21 protein-coding genes are annotated in these 17,462 nt (G+C 67.3%); 10 read left to right on the plus strand and 11 right to left on the minus strand.

The genetic code is table 11. The features are described from left to right. Positions 1–51: 51 nt before the first annotated feature. Positions 52–249: a hypothetical protein gene (locus tag D9X30_RS03730; RefSeq protein ID WP_153948222.1), complete on the minus strand. Its 198-nt coding sequence runs from the start codon at positions 247–249 to the stop codon at positions 52–54. A 170-nt stretch (positions 250–419) separates the two neighbouring features. Between D9X30_RS03730 and D9X30_RS03735 the strand changes: the two genes are divergently transcribed. Next, the gene (locus D9X30_RS03735; protein ID WP_153948260.1) at positions 420–1,496 is read left to right on the plus strand and encodes a J domain-containing protein; all 1,077 of its coding nucleotides are present in this window, start codon (positions 420–422) and stop codon (positions 1,494–1,496) included. An 82-nt stretch (positions 1,497–1,578) separates the two neighbouring features. Here the strand turns inward: D9X30_RS03735 and D9X30_RS03740 are convergent, their stop codons facing one another. From D9X30_RS03740 to mltG, 7 genes are all read right to left on the minus strand, one after another. After that, positions 1,579–2,322, minus strand: a complete 744-nt coding sequence (locus tag D9X30_RS03740; RefSeq protein ID WP_153948221.1) for an ankyrin repeat domain-containing protein — start codon at positions 2,320–2,322, stop codon at positions 1,579–1,581. After that, entirely contained in the window at positions 2,315–3,112 is a 798-nt protein-coding gene (locus D9X30_RS03745; RefSeq protein ID WP_153948220.1) for a TatD family hydrolase, read from the minus strand. Before D9X30_RS03745 ends, D9X30_RS03740 begins: the two co-directional genes overlap by 8 nt. Positions 3,113–3,129: 17 nt before the next feature. Then, complete coding sequence (locus tag D9X30_RS03750) at positions 3,130–3,639, minus strand: GNAT family N-acetyltransferase (RefSeq protein WP_153948219.1); 510 nt, start codon at positions 3,637–3,639, stop codon at positions 3,130–3,132. A gap of 43 nt (positions 3,640–3,682) precedes the next feature. Then, the gene (locus D9X30_RS03755) at positions 3,683–4,084 is read right to left on the minus strand and encodes a PilZ domain-containing protein (RefSeq protein WP_502799608.1); all 402 of its coding nucleotides are present in this window, start codon (positions 4,082–4,084) and stop codon (positions 3,683–3,685) included. Between the two features lie 147 nt (positions 4,085–4,231). Then, positions 4,232–5,251: a DNA polymerase III subunit delta' gene (locus D9X30_RS03760; RefSeq protein ID WP_153948217.1), complete on the minus strand. Its 1,020-nt coding sequence runs from the start codon at positions 5,249–5,251 to the stop codon at positions 4,232–4,234. Between the two features lie 86 nt (positions 5,252–5,337). Further along, positions 5,338–5,940: a dTMP kinase gene (tmk, locus tag D9X30_RS03765; RefSeq protein WP_153948216.1), complete on the minus strand. Its 603-nt coding sequence runs from the start codon at positions 5,938–5,940 to the stop codon at positions 5,338–5,340. 4 nt (positions 5,941–5,944) lie between these two features. Next, the gene (mltG, locus tag D9X30_RS03770) at positions 5,945–6,943 is read right to left on the minus strand and encodes an endolytic transglycosylase MltG (protein ID WP_153948215.1); all 999 of its coding nucleotides are present in this window, start codon (positions 6,941–6,943) and stop codon (positions 5,945–5,947) included. A 266-nt stretch (positions 6,944–7,209) separates the two neighbouring features. Here mltG and ygfZ point away from each other — a divergent pair, with 266 nt between their 5' ends. The 3 genes from ygfZ to D9X30_RS03785 are packed head-to-tail and all read left to right on the plus strand — an operon-like array spanning position 7,210 to position 9,421. Then, positions 7,210–8,220, plus strand: coding sequence for a CAF17-like 4Fe-4S cluster assembly/insertion protein YgfZ (gene ygfZ, locus D9X30_RS03775; protein ID WP_153948214.1), 1,011 nt, complete (start codon positions 7,210–7,212; stop codon positions 8,218–8,220). A 19-nt stretch (positions 8,221–8,239) separates the two neighbouring features. After that, complete coding sequence (locus D9X30_RS03780; protein WP_153948213.1) at positions 8,240–8,530, plus strand: DUF4936 family protein; 291 nt, start codon at positions 8,240–8,242, stop codon at positions 8,528–8,530. Positions 8,531–8,563: 33 nt separating this feature from the next. Beyond that, positions 8,564–9,421: an NRDE family protein gene (locus tag D9X30_RS03785; RefSeq protein ID WP_153948212.1), complete on the plus strand. Its 858-nt coding sequence runs from the start codon at positions 8,564–8,566 to the stop codon at positions 9,419–9,421. Between the two features lie 106 nt (positions 9,422–9,527). Here D9X30_RS03785 and D9X30_RS03790 read toward each other — a convergent pair whose 3' ends face one another. Continuing rightward, entirely contained in the window at positions 9,528–9,998 is a 471-nt protein-coding gene (locus D9X30_RS03790) for a DUF3597 domain-containing protein (RefSeq protein WP_153948211.1), read from the minus strand. A 92-nt stretch (positions 9,999–10,090) separates the two neighbouring features. Beyond that, on the minus strand, positions 10,091–10,747 hold the full coding sequence (locus tag D9X30_RS03795; RefSeq protein ID WP_153948210.1) for a GntR family transcriptional regulator: 657 nt from the start codon (positions 10,745–10,747) through the stop codon (positions 10,091–10,093). Positions 10,748–10,825: 78 nt separating this feature from the next. Here D9X30_RS03795 and D9X30_RS03800 point away from each other — a divergent pair, with 78 nt between their 5' ends. The 3 genes from D9X30_RS03800 (at position 10,826) to D9X30_RS03810 (ending at position 13,837) form a co-directional block, all read left to right on the plus strand. Further along, the gene (locus D9X30_RS03800) at positions 10,826–11,587 is read left to right on the plus strand and encodes an enoyl-CoA hydratase/isomerase family protein (RefSeq protein ID WP_153948209.1); all 762 of its coding nucleotides are present in this window, start codon (positions 10,826–10,828) and stop codon (positions 11,585–11,587) included. A gap of 64 nt (positions 11,588–11,651) precedes the next feature. Next, positions 11,652–12,647: a tripartite tricarboxylate transporter substrate binding protein gene (locus tag D9X30_RS03805; protein WP_153948208.1), complete on the plus strand. Its 996-nt coding sequence runs from the start codon at positions 11,652–11,654 to the stop codon at positions 12,645–12,647. A 35-nt stretch (positions 12,648–12,682) separates the two neighbouring features. Beyond that, a complete protein-coding gene (locus tag D9X30_RS03810) occupies positions 12,683–13,837 on the plus strand; it encodes a CaiB/BaiF CoA transferase family protein (protein ID WP_153948207.1) in 1,155 nt (384 codons plus the stop codon). A 24-nt stretch (positions 13,838–13,861) separates the two neighbouring features. On the opposite strand, the gene D9X30_RS03815 is transcribed toward D9X30_RS03810, so the two are convergent. Continuing rightward, entirely contained in the window at positions 13,862–14,296 is a 435-nt protein-coding gene (locus D9X30_RS03815; protein ID WP_153948206.1) for a GNAT family N-acetyltransferase, read from the minus strand. 187 nt (positions 14,297–14,483) lie between these two features. On the opposite strand from D9X30_RS03815, the gene D9X30_RS03820 reads away from it, so the two are divergent. The 3 genes from D9X30_RS03820 to otnK are packed head-to-tail and all read left to right on the plus strand — an operon-like array spanning position 14,484 to position 17,454. Further along, positions 14,484–15,227 (plus strand): FadR/GntR family transcriptional regulator, encoded by a 744-nt coding sequence (locus D9X30_RS03820; RefSeq protein ID WP_153948205.1) that lies wholly within the window; start codon positions 14,484–14,486, stop codon positions 15,225–15,227. Positions 15,228–15,248: 21 nt separating this feature from the next. Continuing rightward, on the plus strand, positions 15,249–16,148 hold the full coding sequence (ltnD, locus tag D9X30_RS03825; RefSeq protein WP_153948204.1) for an L-threonate dehydrogenase: 900 nt from the start codon (positions 15,249–15,251) through the stop codon (positions 16,146–16,148). 4 nt (positions 16,149–16,152) lie between these two features. Beyond that, entirely contained in the window at positions 16,153–17,454 is a 1,302-nt protein-coding gene (gene otnK, locus D9X30_RS03830; protein WP_153948203.1) for a 3-oxo-tetronate kinase, read from the plus strand. The last annotated feature ends 8 nt before the right edge of the window (positions 17,455–17,462 follow it).

The raw sequence follows: 17,462 nt of genomic DNA on the forward strand, positions 1-17,462 counted from the left end.
CAAATGGCCCACGAAGCCCATGCCCGCGTACCCGTTCAGGCAGGGCTCTGGTCAGGCCGGCCCCTCGCGCTGATTCTTATCATTGGCCGCCATTATCGGCAGGCGGCCGGATTTCTTTAGTGTTTTTTTATTGTTTTCGTGGCACGCCGATCTTGCGGCGTCCGCATCCTGCAGCATGCCAAAGCCAGGCTCGCTCAGACCATATTGCCGCCAAAAAACAACACCACCGGCAACGGCGCAGCCCGGCATCGGGCGCTGCGCCCGGTGGCCCGGCGGGGCTTTGTTCGCCACCCCGCAGACCCCATCCCCCGGTTGCGCGAGACTTGTCCGCGCCAGGCCCGGCCCGCGCGTTCAGCTTGATATTCGCGGCGACTTGCCGTTATCTGTTGTCGACCACCGCCATTGCGTCTTCCTGCTTGATGCACACCCACTACGACAACCTCAAGGTTTCACGCGACGCCCCGACCGAAGTGATTCGGGCCGCCTACAAGTCCTTGAGCCAGAAATATCATCCTGACCGGCACGCCGACAGCGAGGAAGCGAACCGCATCATGCGGCTGCTGAACGCCGCCTATGAAGTGCTGCGCGACCCGGAGCGCCGCGCGGAGCACGACCAGTGGATTCTTGCCGAGGAAAGACGCGAGGCCGAGCGCATGCAGCGCCAGGCGCAGGCCCAGCGGGCGGCGGCGGCCCAGGCCCAGCGCCAGGCCGCACAGCGCCAGCAGGCCGCGCGTCAGGCGGCCTCCCGCCCCGCGCAGCAGGCGCGTGCCGCCGATCCGGAGCCCACCGATGCGCCGCCCTTCCGTTCACGCAAGGCGCGTCCGGACCGTCAGGAGCGCCCCCGGCGCGCCGCCCGCGAGCGTGCCCCAGATGGACCCGCCGTACCGCTGCCAAAATACGGATCGGCCGCGCTCTACGCGGCCATCGGCGCCATCATCGTGATCATGCTGGGAGACTGGTCGGGCTCCGGCGAAGCCACAGCGGGTAGCGCCGACGCGCGGGCCGTGCCGGCCAGCGCCCCACAGGCCTTGGTCAGATCGGTGTTGCCGGGCGTGCAGCGGGTGGCCGGCGAGCGTGGCTATACCCGGCCGTCGTTGACGCCGCGCGGCATGCCTTGGCCCGATCATTCGGGCTATCTGCCGGGCTATCCGGTACTCAACGGGAATGGGTTGTCCACGCTGACGGTCGACAACTCCGGTAGTGCGTCCGACGTGATCCTGAAACTGGTGGCCGTCGACGGCAATGCGCCGCTGCCGGTGCGCACCAGCTTCGTGCGCAGCGGATCGTCGTTCACGATGGAAAATATCTCGCCCGGCGCCTATGACCTGCGCTACCAGAGCCTCGACACCGGCGAGATCTTCCGCTCGGAACGCTTCGATCTATCGGAAATCCGCGAGGCGGCCGGCACCAGCGCCAATCGCAATGTCTTCAAGCTGTACGCGGTACCGGGCGGCACATCGCGCTCGGTGACCATCTCCGAGCGCGAATTTCCCTGAGCCGGCGACGGGACGCCGGCCCCCGCAGGCGCGGGCACGCGATCAACGGGGATCCACAGGTATCGACAGGGCTCAACAAGGATCAATAGGCCTTGGGCTGCGGCTGGCCGTTGGGCGCCACGTAGGGCTTCGGCTTGGGAGCCGGTGCCGGCACATTCCCGTAGAGCTTCTGCCAGCGCGACTTCAGGCCGTCGGCGATTTCCTTCTGGTTGTACTGCTCGGCGAAGTCGATCACCGTCATGCCCTGCTGGTTCTTCAGGCGCATGTCGGCGCCTTCGTCCAGCAGCAGCTTGACCGTGTCGATGTGCCCGCCGCGCGCCGCCATCATCAGCGGCGTGGTGCCGTTCGGACTTTCGGCGTCCAGATAGGCGGCATGGTCCGCCAGGTACTTGACCACGTCGTTGTGCCCGTTCGTCGCGGCGTAGTGCAGCGGCGCCCAGCCCTTCTTGTTGACCTCGGCCTCCTCGCCATCGACCATCAGCTTGATCATGTCAAGGTCGCCGTTCAGCGCCGCCATCATCAGCGCGTTCTCGCCGGCCGGGTTGGTCTTGTCGAAGTCGATGTTCTTGGCCTTGATCAGCGCCGTGGCCGCTTTCTTCGACTTTTCGCGCAGCGCCACCACCAGCATCGGGTTGCCGCGGTTGTCCACCAGGTTCGGGTCCACGCCCTTGGCCAGCAGCTTCTGCACGGTGTTGCCGTCGTCGAATTCCACGGCCTTGCGCATGTCGTCGGCCGGTGCGGCCTGCACCAGCGCGCAGCCCGACATCGCGGTCAGGCCTACCAGGGCCATGGCCGATGCCAGGCGTCTAATCTTGATGTCAAGCATGAGCATTCCTGTCTATGTGCTTGAAAAGACGGAAGAAGTTTTCCGTCGTCTGTTCTGCCACCGCCTCCACGGGCACATCGCGCAGGCGGGCGATGAACTCGCCCACATGGCGTACCCAGGCGGGTTCATTGGTCTTGCCGCGATACGGCACCGGCGCCAGGTACGGCGAGTCGGTCTCGATCAGCATGCGGTCCAGGGGCACCTTCTTCGCGGTTTCCTGCAGGTCGGCCGCGCTCTTGAACGTGACGATGCCCGAGAACGAGATATGGAAGCCTTCGTCGAGCGCCTGCTTCGCGATGTCCCAGGTCTCGGTAAAGCAGTGCATGACGCCGCCGGCCTCGCGCGCATTCTCTTCGCGCATCAGCCGGATCGTGTCGTCGGCCGACGACCGCGTATGGATGATCAGCGGCTTGCCGGTCTGGCGGGCAGCGCGGATATGGGTGCGGAAACGCTCGCGCTGCCATTCCATGTCATCGACGCTGCGGCCATTGAGCCTGTAGTAGTCCAGGCCGGTCTCGCCGGTGCCCACCACGCGCGGATGGGCGGACAGCGTCACCAGCCGCTCCAGCGTCGGCTCCTCGGCGTCTTCCTCGTAGTCGGGGTGCACCCCCACCGACGCGTAGAGGTTGGGATGCTGTTCGGCCAGCGCCAGCACGCGCGGAAAATCCTCCAGCGTCACGGAGATGCACAGCGCATGCGTGACCTGGTTGGCCTTCATGTTTTCCAGCAACTGGGGCAGGCGCTGCGCCAGTTCCGGAAAATCGATATGGCAATGGGAATCGACAAACATGGTGTATTCCTTCGCGCTCAGCCGAGGCGGCGGCCCAGGATCAGGAGGTCGCGCTCGACGCCGTCGAGCACGGCCACGCGCGGCAGGTCGCCCCAGCGCGAGAAGCCATGGCGCTCGAACAGGGCCAGGCTCGGCGCGTTATGGCCAAAGATAAAGCCCAGCAGCGTGTTGACGCCCACCCGGGGCGCATGCGCAATGGCCTGCTCCAGCAGGAAGCGGCCCAGGCCCTGGCCCCGGAAATCCTCGTGCAGGTAGATCGAGACTTCGGCGGTGGCGCCGTACGCCGGACGGCCATAGAAGTCTGAGAAGCTGACCCAGCCGGCCATGCGGCCATTGGCGGCTTCGCACACCCAGAGCGGGCGGCGTTCTGGCAGGTGCGCCGCGAACCAGGCCTCGCGCGAGGCCACGGACACCGGCTCCGTATCGGCAGTCACCATGCGCGACGGCACCGTGCTGTTGTAGATCTCGACGATGCCAGCCAGGTCGTCACGCGTCGCCAGACGCACCGAAAAACCGCTATTACTCATAAAAACAAATACTTGCGAAGCAGGCTTCGCATTTCACATGAAGTTACAGGGTCTGCGTGGGCCGGCCCGATTCGATGGTCTTGCCCAGCAGCTCTTCCACCGCACGCTTGAGCATGCGGCCATTGTCGTCGTCCGGCAGATGCACGCCCACGCCGGGCGTCTTCATCGGCGTGCCGGCCGGGGTGATCCAGGCCACGGTACCCTGCACCTGGTATTTCTGCGGCCGGTCCAGCAATGAAAGCACCAGGAAGACCTGCTCGCCCAGCCGGAACGGCCGGTTCGACGGTACAAAGATCCCGCCGCGCGCCAGGAACGGCATGTAGGCCGCGTAGAGCCCCGCCTGATCCTTGATCGACAGCGACAGCACATTCGGCCGCTGCGGCGCGCCGCCCGTGACAGGCCCCGCCGGATTGACGGGTGCAGCCGTCGCCGGACGCGGCGGCATCGTGACTGGTGCATTCATGTTTGACCCCTGCTGTGATTTGCCCGCTCAGGCGGGCTATGGAATATGGGAACTGCGTGGCTCGACTTTTACCACGCGTGCCCATCGATGCCTATGCTTTTGGCCGCTTCGGTCTTTTTTTTGTCGCTTTCAGCGGAACAATTGCCGGTAATCGAGGAAAACCGACTCCAGGACCAGGCGCGCCGCCAGCGGATGGTTCTCGCTACGCCGATGATTGACCAGCCGGGCCGCAAACCCCTGCAGCCGATGGGCATCGGTGGCACCGGCACAGCGTCCAAGCGCAGCGTGCTCCTTCGGGAAATAGCGCACGGCGCCGGTGCCCAGGCACAGCGCCAGCAGATCGTACGTCCAGCGTTGCAGCACGCCCAGCACGGCCGGCACGGGCAGCTTCTGCAATTGCTCGGCCGCCGCCAGCGGATCGAACGCGGCGCCGGCACCCAGCTGCCCCACCAGCAAACGCTGCAGCGGCTGTTCCTCGGCCTCCGCGGCATGCAGCGCCGTCAGCGGCGCCCCGCCCGACAGCGCCAGTTGGGCCTCGACATCGGCCACGCCCTGGCTGCGCAACCATTCCAGCGCGGCGGCGTGGGTGGGACGCGCCACCGAAAACTGCCGGCAGCGCGACAGGATCGTCGGCAGTACGCGGTCGATCCGGTCGGTCACCAGCAGGAACACGGTGGACGGCGGCGGCTCTTCCAGCGTCTTGAGCAGCGCGTTGGCGCCCTCGGTCTGCAGCGCGTCGAGCGGGTAGACCACCACCACGCGCAGGCCCGCGCGATGGGTGCCCACGCCCACGGCCTCGATCAGCCCTCGCACCTGCTCCATGCGGATGATCTTGCTGGGCGCCTTCTTCTTGCTGCTACTGCCGCCTTCGCCGTCACCATCGGCATCGCCCGTGCCGGCTTCCAGCGCCTCGGGGCGTACCACGGTGAAATCGGGGTGATTGCCCTGGCTGAACCAGTGGCAGGCGCCGCAGGTATTGCAGGGCTGGCCATCGGCCACCGGAGATTCACACAGCAGGCCCTGGGCGAAATGCAGGGCCAGGTCGCGCTTGCCGATGCCCTGCTGCCCATGCAGCAGCAGCGCGTGCGGCAGCCGGTCGCGTAGCGCGGCCAGCCGTTGCCAGTCTTCTCGTTGCCAGGGATAAAGCATGCCGGATCAGTAAGTTAGCGCGATCGCCTCATGTATTGTCCGAGCCCTGCCCGTCCACATCAGCGTGCGCATATATATCCAATAAATCAGAGGCTTGAGATGATTTTCTCAAGTGTCACGCGAATGTCGTCGATCGACCGCGTGGCGTCGATCACGCGGAACCGCCCCGGCGCTTGGGCTGCGCGGCGCAGGTATTCGGCCCGGGTGCGCGCGAAGAATGCGCGCGATTCGGCCTCGAACTTGTCCGGCTCGCGGGCACTGGCCAGGCGCTGCGCCGCCGTCTCCAGCGGCACGTCGAACAGCAGCGTCAGGTCGGGCTGCAGATCGCCCTGCACCCATTGCTCCAGCACTTCCAGTCGCTCGCGCGGCAGGCCACGGCCGCCGCCCTGGTAGGCAAAGGTAGCGTCGGTGAAGCGGTCGGAGATGACCCAGTCGCCGCGCGCCAGCGCCGGTTCGATGACCTCGGCAATATGCTCGCGGCGCGCCGCGAACATCAGCAGCGCCTCGGTCTCCAGGTCCATCTTCCGGTGCAGCAGCAGGCCGCGCAGGTCTTCGCCCAGCGGCGTGCCGCCCGGCTCGCGGGTGGTTACAACGGTTGCGCGTTCGCGCAGGCGACCGGCTACCCATTCGATATGGGTGCTCTTGCCGGCGCCGTCGATGCCTTCAAAGGTGATGAATCTGCCGCGCATGAATTCAGGGCTTTCCGCGCTGGTACTTGTCGACCGCGCGATTATGTTCGGGGAGTGAGCTGGAAAAATGGCTGCTGCCGTCGCCTCGGGCCACGAAGTACAGCGCATCGGAGGGCGCCGGCGTGGTGGCTGCGGCCAGCGAGGCCAGGCCTGGCAGCGCGATCGGGGTCGGCGGCAGGCCGGTCCGGGTGTACGTATTGTACGGGGTGTCGGTCTGCAGATCCTTCTTGCGCAGGTTGCCGTCGAAGGCGGGGCCGATGCCGTAGATCACGGTCGGGTCGGTCTGCAGCATCATGTTCTTGCGCAGCCGGTTCACGAACACGGCGGCAATCAGCGGCCGCTCGGCCGCCTGGCCCGTTTCCTTCTCGACGATCGATGCCATGACCAGCGCCTCGTACGGCGTCTTGTACGGCAGGTCGGGCGAGCGCGCGTTCCAGGCATCGTTCAGGCGCTTCTGCATGGCCCGGTAGGCGTGCTTGTAGAGATCCACGTCGCTGCTGCCGCGGGCGAACAGGTAGGTATCGGGAAAGAACATGCCTTCCGGCGATGTCTCGGCCGCACCGATGGCCTTCATCAGGTCGGCATCGGAGAGGTTCTGCGTGTCGTGCTTCAAGGCCGGATTGGCATCCACGGCCGCGCGCATCTTGCGGAATTCCCAGCCCTCGATCACGGTGACCACATAGTGCGTGACCTCGCCCTTGGCCAGCTTTTCGATCACATCGAGCGGCGTCACGCCGGTCTCGAACTGGTATCCGCCAGCCTTGAGTTCGGCGGCATGGCCTGTCACGCGGGCCAGCAACTGGAACAGGCGCGGGTCCATGCCCACGCCGCCGCGCTGGATCTGGCGGCCAACGCTGGCCACGCCGGAATTGGGCTTGATGATGACTTCGACGGGGGACGCGGACAGCGCCAGCGGCTGGCGGGCCCACCAGGCAAAGCCGCCGGCGGCGGCCATGGCAAAGACCAGCAATACCCCGACCAGGCGCAGGAACAGACGTTTCATGGCGTAAGAATAAGTACCGGCCGCCATGCCCCCGCCGGCGGGTCGGGATCATTGGGGCGGCCGGTCGGAATGGCGACAGGCCCATATAATACCGGGAGCCTTGTGGCCAATGTGTCACCGAGCGTTACCTGACGGGTGTCACCTGAAGGCCCGCAGTGATTGGTAACGCCGATCGCGTGCCGCCGGACACGCCGGCGTGGCCGTACGTTGTGTTCCGCACTTGCGCCCCCAATTTACCCATCCATCCGATTTTCAGGACCGTCCGCATGTCCGCCACTGAATTCCCGACCCTCGCCGACAGCTTCGCCGCCCTGCCCGCCGCCGGTATCGTGACCGCGCCCGTCGGCCTGGGCCTGATCCGCGTGGCCGGCGACGACGCCGCTGCCTTCCTGCACACCCAGCTGACCAATGCCGTGGAAGACCTGCCCGCCGATGCGGCGCGGCTGGCCGGCTACTGCTCGCCCAAGGGGCGCCTGATGGCCAGCTTCCTGATGTGGCGCGATACCGAAGGCGTCGTGCTGCAGTTGTCGGCCGACATCCAGCCCGCCATCCAGAAGCGCCTGACCATGTTCGTGCTGCGCGCCAAGGCCAAACTGTCAGACCTGTCCGCCACGCACCGCGTGCTGGGCGTGGCCGGCGCCGGTGCCGAGGCCGCGCTGCGCCAGGCCGGCCTGCCCGCGCCGCAGGGCCCGCTGGCCGTGGCCCACGCCGATGGCGTCACGGTGATCCGCCTGGCCGATGCAGAAGACGAGGCGCGCTGGCAGCTGGTTGCCGCCGCCGACCGCGCCGATGCCCTGCAGCAGACGCTGGGTGCCACGCTGGCGGCCGCCGACCCCGCATTCTGGGACTGGCTCGAGGTTGGCGCCGGCATCCCGCGCATCACGGCCCCGACGCAAGAGCAATTCGTGCCGCAGATGATCAACTTCGAGCTGGTGGGCGGCGTCAATTTCCGCAAGGGCTGCTATCCCGGCCAGGAAGTGGTGGCGCGCAGCCAGTATCGCGGCACGCTCAAGCGGCGCATGTGGCGCGTACAGGGCGAAGGCCCCGTGCCGGCCGCCGCCGCCGAGATCTTCCGTCCGGAAGACCCCGAACAGCCGTGCGGCATGGTCGTCAACGCCGCCGCGTCGCCGCTGGGCGGCTGGGACGGCCTGGCCGAACTGAAGATCGACGCCGCCGCCGGTGCGCTGCACCTGGGCGCCGCCAACGGACCGGCACTGTCCACGCGTGCGCTGCCGTACGAAGTGCCGCTGCCGAACGAGGCCGAATCGGCCAGCTGAACGCCCCGGGAACGCCGCCATGAGCGATCATCTCTACGTCTACTTCAAGATACCCGATGCGCACGCGGCTGACGCGCTGCCGCACTGGCACCGCTGGATGGAAACGGTCGCCGAGGCGACCGGAATTGGTGGTACGCTGATGCGCAGGCCCGAGACCCGAGCGGGCCTGCAGACGTGGATGGAGAGTTACGCCGATGTGCCGCCCGCGTTCGATGCCACGCTCGACGGGCTGTGGCGCCAGAGCGGGCTGGCGCAGTGGATCAGCGGCGACCGGATGAGCGAGCGGTTCATCGATCTGGACGTGCTCTGACCGCGCGAGAGAAGCCGTAGAAAGGAAGCCCCCATGTGTCTGATACTGGTGGCCTGGCAATCGCACCCGGACTATGCCCTGGTGGTTGCTGGCAACCGCGACGAATTCTATGCCCGCCCGGCGGCGGCCGCGCACTGGTGGCAGGATGCCCACGAAGTGCTGGGCGGCCGCGACCTGGCGGAGGTGATTGGCGATGCCGGTACGTGGATGGGCGTCGCCAACGCCGAATCGCCCGAATGGCCCGATGATTCGCGCGCCCGCTTTGCGGCGCTGACCAATTACCGCGCCCCTTCCGAAAAACGTACCGATGCCCGCTCGCGCGGGGAACTGGTGTCGCATTTCCTGCGCGGCAACCAGACCGCCGACGAGTATCTGCACGACCTGGCCCGCGCGCCCGGCGCGTACAACGGCTTCAACCTGCTGGCCAGCGACCTGCATGATCTCTGGTGGTACAGCAACCGGTCCAAGTCGCGCCAGCCGCAGAAGCTCAAGCCCGGCCTGTATGGCCTGTCGAACGCCCTGCTCGATACGCCCTGGCCCAAGGTGCGCAGCCGCGTGGGCGCCATGTGCGAGGTACTGGCTGCCGACCGCGGACAGTCCGGATCGGACCCCGAGCCCTACCTGCAGCTGCTGGCCGATGAAAAGCAGGCGCCCGACTGGGAACTGCCAAGTACCGGCGTGGCGCCCGAATGGGAAAAGCTGCTGTCGTCGGCGTTTATCCGTTCGTCCAGCTATGGCACGCGCGCCAGCACCGTGCTGCGCGTGCGGCACGACGGCCGCTTCGATTTTGTCGAGCGCAGCTTCGATGCCGATGGCAAGACTGGCGAGGTGTCGTACCAGGGCCGCCTGAAGGTGGCACGCGATACCGGGACCGTCCCGGCACCCCGGTAATCGTCATCGCAGCCGGGCCGCCCCCGGGCCCGGGCTCGCGCCGCCGTTTGCAACCCTGGCGTGCAAACTTTCACGGCGCGAGCAGAACCGCCAGTCCATCCTTCGGTCAGTCCGTCAGGTCCTTCGGCAGCTTGCCGCCATTGGCGGCCAGTTCCTGCATGACGCGCTTGTGCAGCCACATGTTCATCGCCGCGGAATCGTTCATGTCGCCGGTGTAGTTCAGCTCCTTGGCCAGCGCCTTGCGATGTTCGAGGCTGCTGTCGATGCCGAGCGCCTTCAGCGTATCGACGATCGATGTGCGCCAGTTGAGCGGTTGGCCGGCCTCGCTGGCCGCCTTGTCCATGACCGCTTCCACATCGACCTGTGACAACGATGGCTGCGCCTGTGCGGCGGACGGCGCGGGCGCGCTGCCCGGCGGCGGAACGGCGCCCGGCGACGGCGCGTTCGGGCTGGCCGATGGCGATGTGGTGCCGGTCGTCGCGCTCGGCGTCGTGCCCGGCGTGGCGCTGGCGGTTGCGGACCCGCCAGGCTGGCTGCGGTGCAGCAGCTTGTTGAGGATGTCCTTGAAGATGCTCATGATGGCCTCCGGATTCAGGTAGACGGCCACGCCATCCCGCAAAATCCGTTCCTCCGCAGCCCTCTGCGACCGAATCCCCCAATCGGCGAACACTATGCCGACGCCGCGTCGGCCAGCAGCACCAGGTCCGCCAGCGCCTTGCCGCCCGCCGAGATATGCGTGCGCATGGCCTCGGCCGCAGCATCGGCCTGCCCGCTCAGAATGGCCTCGACCACCTGGCCGTGCTCGCGGTACGACGTCGCCACGCGTGCCTCGTTGATCAGGTCCTTGCGCTGCCAGTAGATCGCCAGCCGGCGCCGCAACTGCACGATCTGCTCCGACAGAAACGGATTGGCCGCCGCCTGGTACAGCACTTCGTGGAAGACACGGTTCGCGTCGGCGTACGCCAGCGCATCGCGTTGGCGCGCCGGGACGCCGGCGGCCTCGTGCGATTCGGCCAGCGCACGGCGCCCTTCGGCCGAAATACGCCGGGTGGCCAGGCGGGCCACCACCCCTTCCATCTCGGCCAGCGTCTCGAACATCGCCACCAGCTCTGCCGCGCTGGGCTTGTGGACGAACATGCCGGCACGCGGCGCGATCGACACCAGCCCCTGGGCGGCCAGCATCAGCAGCGCCTCGCGCACCGGCGTGCGCGAACTGTCGAACTGCTCGGCCAGCATCTTCTCGTCAATCTGCGCACCGGGCCGCAGATCGCCCGCCTGGATGGCCGCGATCACGCTTTCGCGAATCCGATCTTGTAGCGATTGCATGGGTTTACCCTCTACCTTTTGTATAAAAATATCTGTAGCCTTTTTTGATATATCAAATCGGCTATGAGATATAACGAGATGGATGATACCTCACCCTCCCTGGCCATCGAAGGCCGCGTTGCCACCATCATGCTGCGCCGGCCCAATGTGGCCAACCGGCTCAGCCCGGCCGACCTGATTGCCCTGCGCGACCACGTTGCCGCCGTCAATGCCATGCCCGACGTGCTGGTGCTGTGCTTCGCCGCCGCGGGCAAGTACTTCTGCAGCGGCTACGACATCGGATCGCTGGGCGGCAAGCCCGAGGAAGGCGCGGCCAGTTTCGGCGACGTGATCGACGCCATCGACGCCGCGCGGCCCGTCACGATTGCCGCGATCCAAGGGGGCGTCTATGGCGGCGCCACCGACCTGTGCCTGGCGTGCGATTTCCGGATCGGCGTGCCGGGATGCGACATGTTCATGCCGGCCGCCCGGCTGGGCCTGCACTTTTATCGCGGCGGCATGGAGCGCTATGTCTCGCGCCTGGGCCTGAACGCCGCCAAGCGGCTGTTCCTGACCGCCGACCGCATCGAGGCTGACGAGATGCTGCGCATCGGCTTCCTGACCGAGATGGTGAGCGCCGATGCGCTGGCCGCGCGCGTGGCGGCATTGAGCACCCAGCTGGCCGGCATGGCGCCCATCGCACTGACCGGCATGAAGCGCCACCTCAACGACATCGCCTGCGGCCGGCTTGACGCCGACGCGCTGCAACGCGACATCCACCGCTCAGAAACCTCGGAAGACCTGCGCGAGGGCGCGGCGGCATGGAAGGAGAAACGAACCCCTGCGTTCCGCGGCCGATAGCCACGCCAGGCACCGCCGCGTCCATTCACTCAAGTGGCGAAACAGCTACGGAGGAGACATCATCATGACGACCACCCTGACCACCCTGCCCCATCGCACCGCGCTGGCCATCTTCGGCACGCTGTTCGCGGCGCTGCCCGTTGCCGCATCGGCGCAGACTTCCTACCCCAACAAGCCGATCCGGCTCGTGATCGGATTTCCGGCCGGCGGCGGCGCGGACAACACCGCGCGGCTCTATGGCGATGCGCTGAGCCGCGAGTTGGGGCAGCCGGTCGTGGTCGACAACCGGCCCGGCGCCGGCACCACGATTGCCGCCGAGTACGTCGCCAAGTCGGCGCCCGATGGCTACACGCTCTACATCGCCACGGCCAGCCTGATGGGCGGCGACAAGGTGCTCTACAAGAACATCCGCTACGAACCGTCCGACTTCGCGCCGATCACGAAACTGTCGGCCGCACCGCTGATCCTGGCCGTCAACAAGGACACAGGCATCCGGAACGTGCAGGACCTGATCGCGCAGGCCAAGGCGCACCCGGGCGCCATCAACTATTCGTCGTCGGGCAATGGCGTGATCACGCACCTGGCTGGCGTCTACTTCACCAAGCTGGCCGGCGTGCGCATGACGCACGTGCCGTACAAGGGCGGCGCGCCATCGGCGCAGGCCGTGGCCGCCGGCGACGTGCAGGTGACGTTCGGCACGGCACCATCGGTCAAGCCGATGATCGACACCCACAAGGTCGTGCCGATCGCGGTCACATCGGCCCAACGCTCGAACGCCAACCCGCAACTGCCGACCATCGCCGAAAGCGGGGTCAAGGGCTACGACCTGTCGGCCTGGTACGGGCTGTTCGCCCCCGCGAAAACGCCGCCCGAGATCATCGACAAGTTGTTCGCAGCGACCACCCGCGTCATGGCCGACCCCGAACTGCGCAAGCGATTCCTGGCGCAGGGCGACGAGGTGTCGGTGTCGGCATCGGTGGCTGAATTCCGCGCTTTTGCGGCCCGCGAAGGCAAGATCGGCGTGGACCTGGCGCAGTCCAGCGGCGCGAAGATCGACTGATGCCGGCCCGCGCATCGAACCTGAAGGAGTCAAGCATGACAACGCCAAACGGACCCCTGCACGGCATCACGGTCGTGGACCTCACGCGCGTGCTGGCCGGCCCGTACTGCACGATGATGCTGGCCGACCTTGGCGCCCGCGTCATCAAGATCGAGAATCCCGACCGGGGCGACGATTCGCGCCAGGTGGGGCCGTTCGTCGATGGCGAGTCGGCCTATTTTGCATCGGTGAACCGCAACAAGTCGTCGATCGCGCTCGACCTCAAGGACGCGTCGGACCGCGCGGTGCTGGAACGGATGCTGGAAGGCGCCGACGTGCTGGTGGAAAACTTCCGCGCCGGCGTGATGGACAAGCTCGGCTACACCTGGGAGATGCTGCGCACCCGGTATCCGCGCCTGGTGTATGCGTCGATCTCGGGCTTCGGCCAGACCGGCCCCTACCGCAACCGGCCCGCCTACGACATGGTGGTGCAGGCCATGGGCGGGCTGATGAGCGTGACCGGCGAGCCCGGCGGCAATCCGGCGCGCGTGGGCGTGTCGATTGGCGATATCGGCGCGGGCCTGTATGCCACCATCGGCATCCAGGCCGCGCTGCTGCGGCGCGCCGCTACCGGGCTGGGCGAACGGGTCGATATCTCGATGCTCGATTGCCAGGTGGCGCTGCTGGAAAATCCCATCGCCCGTTTTTCGGCCACCGGCAACGTGCCGAAGCCGCTGGGCACGCGGCACCCGTCGATCACGCCGTTCGACATGTTTGCCACGCGGGACGGCTTTATCGTGATTGCGGTGGGCAACGACGCCTTGTTCGAACGGCTCTGCCGTGCGCTGGCGCGGCCGGAATGGGCCGACGACCCCCGGTTCGCGTCGGTCCCGGCCCGCAACGAACACCATGCCGACCTGAAGCAGTGCCTCGAAACGCGCCTGCGCGAGGCACCGACCGCGGAATGGGAAGCCATCCTGGAGGCCGCCGGCGTGCCGCATGGTCCATTGAACGGGGTACCGCAGATCATGGAGAACGCCCACGTCGAGGCCCGGCAGATGCTGCTCGACGTTGGCATCGGCGCCGACAAGTCGCTGCGCGTGGCAGGCAATCCGATCAAGATCGGCGACGCCTGGCAGACCGGCGCGGTGCGGCCGGCGCCCCGGCTCGATGAGGACCGCGAGGCGCTGCTGCGTGAGTTCGGCGCGTAGCCGAAAACCGAGGAACCGGCAGCCTCAGCCGATGCGCTTGCGCATCTCGACGTGCGGAATGCCGGCTTCCTCGAATTCCTCACCCACCTGCTCGAAGCCCACGCGCGCGTAGAACGGCGCGGCGTGGGTCTGGGCATTGAGGATCAGTGCCGGGTAGCCCAGTTCGGCGGCCTTGGCCATCAGCGCGTCAAGCACCATGGCGCCCACGCCGGTGCCGCGCGCCACCTTGAGCACGGCCATGCGGCCGATATGGCCATCCGGCAGCAGCCGGCCCGTGGCCACGGGCGTGCCATCGGCGGCAAACGCCAGTGCGTGCCAGCTTGGGGCATCCATGTCATCCCACTCCAGTTCCACCGGCACGCCCTGCTCCTCCACAAATACGCTGTAGCGGATGGCGCGCGCACGTTCGCGGGCTTCCTCCCAGGGGCAGACCAGTACGGAATCGGCGGAAACGGACATGATGTTCGAGGGGCAGGGAAGTCTGGGAAGACGCAATCATACGCCGGCAGGCCCGTGACGGCGGTCAAGGTGGTGCAGCAGGGCCGTGCGATTATCGGCCATCCACCGCACCATCCTAGGGATTACCCCCTCTGCCAACCCTTGGTGAAATTGTATGATGACCTGACTACCCGATGACGTGACGACGATGTTCCAGAAGATTCCCGCCCGTGCGCTGACTGACAGCGTGGCCGAACAGCTACTCGAAAAGATCGAAGGCGGCGCTTTTCCGCGTGGCGCTAAGCTGCCCACCGAGGCCGTACTGTCCGAGGAATTCGGCGTCAGCCGCACCGTGATCCGCGAGGCTATTGCCCGCCTGAAGTACGAAGGGCTCGTGGAATCGCGCCAGGGCAGCGGCGTTTTTGTCACGGAACAGGCTGGCATCCGGCCGCTGCGCATCGACTACACCGACGTCGGCACGCTTGAATCGGTGCTGCAGATCGTCGAACTGCGACGTTCCATCGAAGCCGAGGTGGCCGCGCAGGCCGCCCGCCGCCGCACCGATGCCGCCATGGCCGGCATCGACGCCGCGTTGGCCCGTCTGGATGCCGAGGTGGCCGCCGGCGGCGACGGCGTGGACGCCGACGTGGGCTTTCACCGCGCCATCGCTGAAGCCACCGGCAACCCCTACTTTCTCAAGACGCTGGCGTTCCTGAGCCAGTACCTGGAAACCGCCACCCGCGTGACCCGTACCAACGAGGCGCGCCGCGAGGATTTCTCGCGCCAGGTGCGCGAGGAACACCAGGCCATCGTCGCCGCAATTCGTGCCGGCGACGCCGACGCCGCGCGCAATGCCGCGCAGAACCACATGTACAACGCGGCGCGCCGCCTGTCGCAACTGGGCGACGACGATGCTGCCGCTGGCGACCTGCCGCAAGGCCCGTCGCATTAATCCCGCTTTCAGGAGATTTCCATGTCCAGGAATATTGGTGTCATCGGCTTGGGCGCGATGGGCTATGGCGTGGCGCAGTCGCTGCTGCGCGCCGGCTTCCAGGTCCATGCGTTCGATCTGCGCGAAGAAGTGCTGCGCCGCTTTGCCGACGCCGGCGGCGTGCCCTGCGCCAGCCCGGCCGAACTGGGCGAACGCTGCGACGTGGTGATCACGCTGGTGGTCAACGCCGCGCAGACCGAAGCGGTGCTGTTCGGCGAACGGGGTGCCGTGCCGGCCATGGCCGCCGGCAAGCTCGTGATCGCCAGCGCCACCGTGCCCCCCGGCTTTGCCGAGGCGCTGGGCAAGCGCCTGGCCGAAACGGGCCTGCTGCTGATCGACGCGCCGGTCTCGGGCGGCGCCGCCCGCGCGGCCACTGGCGAAATGACGATGATGACGTCGGGACCGGCCGAAGCCTACGCACTGGCCGAAGACGTGCTGGGCGCCATCGCCGGCAAGGTCTATCGCCTGGGCGACGCCCATGGTGCCGGCTCGAAGGTCAAGATCATCAACCAGCTGCTGGCTGGCGTGCATATCGCCGCGGCGGCCGAAGCCATGGCGCTGGGCCTGCGCGAAGGCGTGGACCCGGACGCGCTCTACGACGTGATCACGCACAGCGCCGGCAATTCGTGGATGTTCGAAAACCGCGTGCCGCACATCCTGGCCGGCGACTACACGCCGCTGTCCGCCGTCGATATCTTCGTCAAGGATCTGGGCATGGTGCTCGATACGGCGCGCACCAGCAAATTCCCGCTGCCGCTGTCGGCCGCCGCGCACCAGATGTTCATGATGGCGTCCACCGCCGGCCACGGCGGCGAGGACGATTCGGCCGTCATCAAGATCTTCCCCGGCATCGAACTGCCGGCCGGCAAGGGCAAGGAGTAAGGCGATGACGACCGACCGTCAGAACCGCCCGAATGGCCCGAATGCCCCCCTGCTGGGCTGCATCGCCGACGACTTCACCGGCGCCACCGACCTGGCCAACACGCTCGTGCGCAACGGCATGCGCACCGTACAGACCATTGGCGTGCCCACATCGGCCGTGGCAGCCGACGCCATCGTCGTCGCGCTGAAGTCGCGCACGATTCCGGCAGCCGACGCCGTGGCGCAATCGCTGGCGGCGCTGGCCTGGCTGCGTGAACAGGGCTGCCGCCAGTTCGTGTTCAAGTATTGCTCGACGTTCGATTCGACCGACACCGGCAATATCGGCCCGGTGGCCGAGGCCCTGCTCGACGCGCTGGGCAGCGATTTCACGATCGCCTGCCCGGCCTTTCCCGAAAACGGCCGCACGATCTTCCGTGGCCACCTGTTCGTGGGCGATGCCCTGCTCAACGAATCGGGCATGGAGCACCATCCGCTCACGCCGATGACCGATGCCAACCTGGTGCGCGTGCTGCAGCGCCAGAGCCGGGCCAAGGCGGGCCTGCTGCGCTATGACACCGTGGCCAAGGGGCCCGAGGCCGTGCGCGCCCGCATCGACGCCCTGCGCGCCGAGGGCGTGAAGCTGGCCATTGCCGATGCGATCTCCGACGCCGACCTGTTCACGCTGGGCGAAGCCTGCGCGGCGCTGCCACTGATCACGGGCGGGTCGGGCATTGCGCTGGGCCTGCCGCAGAACTTCCGCCGTGCCGGGCTGCTGCCCGCGCGCACCGACGCCGCCGATGTGCCGGCCGTCAATGGCCACGGCGTGGTGCTGGCCGGCAGCGCATCGCGCGCCACGAACGGCCAGGTGGCGCACTGGATCGCCCAGAAACGCCCCGCCTTGCGGATCGATCCGCTGCGCCTGGCGCGTGGCGAGGCCGTGGCCGACGAGGCCCTGGCCTTTGCCCGCGATCATGACGAGCCGGTGCTGATCTACGCCACCGCGCAACCCGAACAGGTCAAGGCCGTGCAGGCCGAACTGGGCGTGGCGCGCGCGGGCGAACTGGTCGAGCACGCGCTGGCCTGCATTGCGGCCACGCTCAAGGCGCGCGGCACCCGCCGCTTCGTGGTGGCTGGCGGCGAAACGTCGGGCGCGGTGGTGCAGGCGCTGGGCGTGCAGTCGCTGCGCATCGGCCGCCAGATTGCCCCCGGCGTGCCGGCCACGGTCACGCTCGATGCCGAACCGCTGGCGCTGGCCCTGAAATCGGGCAACTTCGGCGGCGAGAACTTCTTCGACGAAGCGTTGCAAGCGCTGGGAGCCGCGCGATGAGCCTGACC

The sequence above is a fragment of the Cupriavidus sp. U2 genome (genome assembly GCF_009663685.2).
GTDB lineage: Bacteria > Pseudomonadota > Gammaproteobacteria > Burkholderiales > Burkholderiaceae > Cupriavidus > Cupriavidus necator_C.

Bases quoted from the DNA above. Each gene is read 5' to 3' on its own strand.
- D9X30_RS03730 (WP_153948222.1), bottom strand. From the start codon at position 249: ATGCCGGGCTGCGCCGTTGCCGGTGGTGTTGTTTTTTGGCGGCAATAT.
- D9X30_RS03735 (WP_153948260.1), top strand. From the start codon at position 420: ATGCACACCCACTACGACAACCTCAAGGTTTCACGCGACGCCCCGACC.
- D9X30_RS03740 (WP_153948221.1), bottom strand. From the start codon at position 2,322: ATGCTTGACATCAAGATTAGACGCCTGGCATCGGCCATGGCCCTGGTA.
- D9X30_RS03745 (WP_153948220.1), bottom strand. From the start codon at position 3,112: ATGTTTGTCGATTCCCATTGCCATATCGATTTTCCGGAACTGGCGCAG.
- D9X30_RS03750 (WP_153948219.1), bottom strand. From the start codon at position 3,639: ATGAGTAATAGCGGTTTTTCGGTGCGTCTGGCGACGCGTGACGACCTG.
- D9X30_RS03755 (WP_502799608.1), bottom strand. From the start codon at position 4,084: ATGCCGCCGCGTCCGGCGACGGCTGCACCCGTCAATCCGGCGGGGCCT.
- D9X30_RS03760 (WP_153948217.1), bottom strand. From the start codon at position 5,251: ATGCTTTATCCCTGGCAACGAGAAGACTGGCAACGGCTGGCCGCGCTA.
- tmk (WP_153948216.1), bottom strand. From the start codon at position 5,940: ATGCGCGGCAGATTCATCACCTTTGAAGGCATCGACGGCGCCGGCAAG.
- mltG (WP_153948215.1), bottom strand. From the start codon at position 6,943: ATGAAACGTCTGTTCCTGCGCCTGGTCGGGGTATTGCTGGTCTTTGCC.
- ygfZ (WP_153948214.1), top strand. From the start codon at position 7,210: ATGTCCGCCACTGAATTCCCGACCCTCGCCGACAGCTTCGCCGCCCTG.
- D9X30_RS03780 (WP_153948213.1), top strand. From the start codon at position 8,240: ATGAGCGATCATCTCTACGTCTACTTCAAGATACCCGATGCGCACGCG.
- D9X30_RS03785 (WP_153948212.1), top strand. From the start codon at position 8,564: ATGTGTCTGATACTGGTGGCCTGGCAATCGCACCCGGACTATGCCCTG.
- D9X30_RS03790 (WP_153948211.1), bottom strand. From the start codon at position 9,998: ATGAGCATCTTCAAGGACATCCTCAACAAGCTGCTGCACCGCAGCCAG.
- D9X30_RS03795 (WP_153948210.1), bottom strand. From the start codon at position 10,747: ATGCAATCGCTACAAGATCGGATTCGCGAAAGCGTGATCGCGGCCATC.
- D9X30_RS03800 (WP_153948209.1), top strand. From the start codon at position 10,826: ATGGATGATACCTCACCCTCCCTGGCCATCGAAGGCCGCGTTGCCACC.
- D9X30_RS03805 (WP_153948208.1), top strand. From the start codon at position 11,652: ATGACGACCACCCTGACCACCCTGCCCCATCGCACCGCGCTGGCCATC.
- D9X30_RS03810 (WP_153948207.1), top strand. From the start codon at position 12,683: ATGACAACGCCAAACGGACCCCTGCACGGCATCACGGTCGTGGACCTC.
- D9X30_RS03815 (WP_153948206.1), bottom strand. From the start codon at position 14,296: ATGTCCGTTTCCGCCGATTCCGTACTGGTCTGCCCCTGGGAGGAAGCC.
- D9X30_RS03820 (WP_153948205.1), top strand. From the start codon at position 14,484: ATGTTCCAGAAGATTCCCGCCCGTGCGCTGACTGACAGCGTGGCCGAA.
- ltnD (WP_153948204.1), top strand. From the start codon at position 15,249: ATGTCCAGGAATATTGGTGTCATCGGCTTGGGCGCGATGGGCTATGGC.
- otnK (WP_153948203.1), top strand. From the start codon at position 16,153: ATGACGACCGACCGTCAGAACCGCCCGAATGGCCCGAATGCCCCCCTG.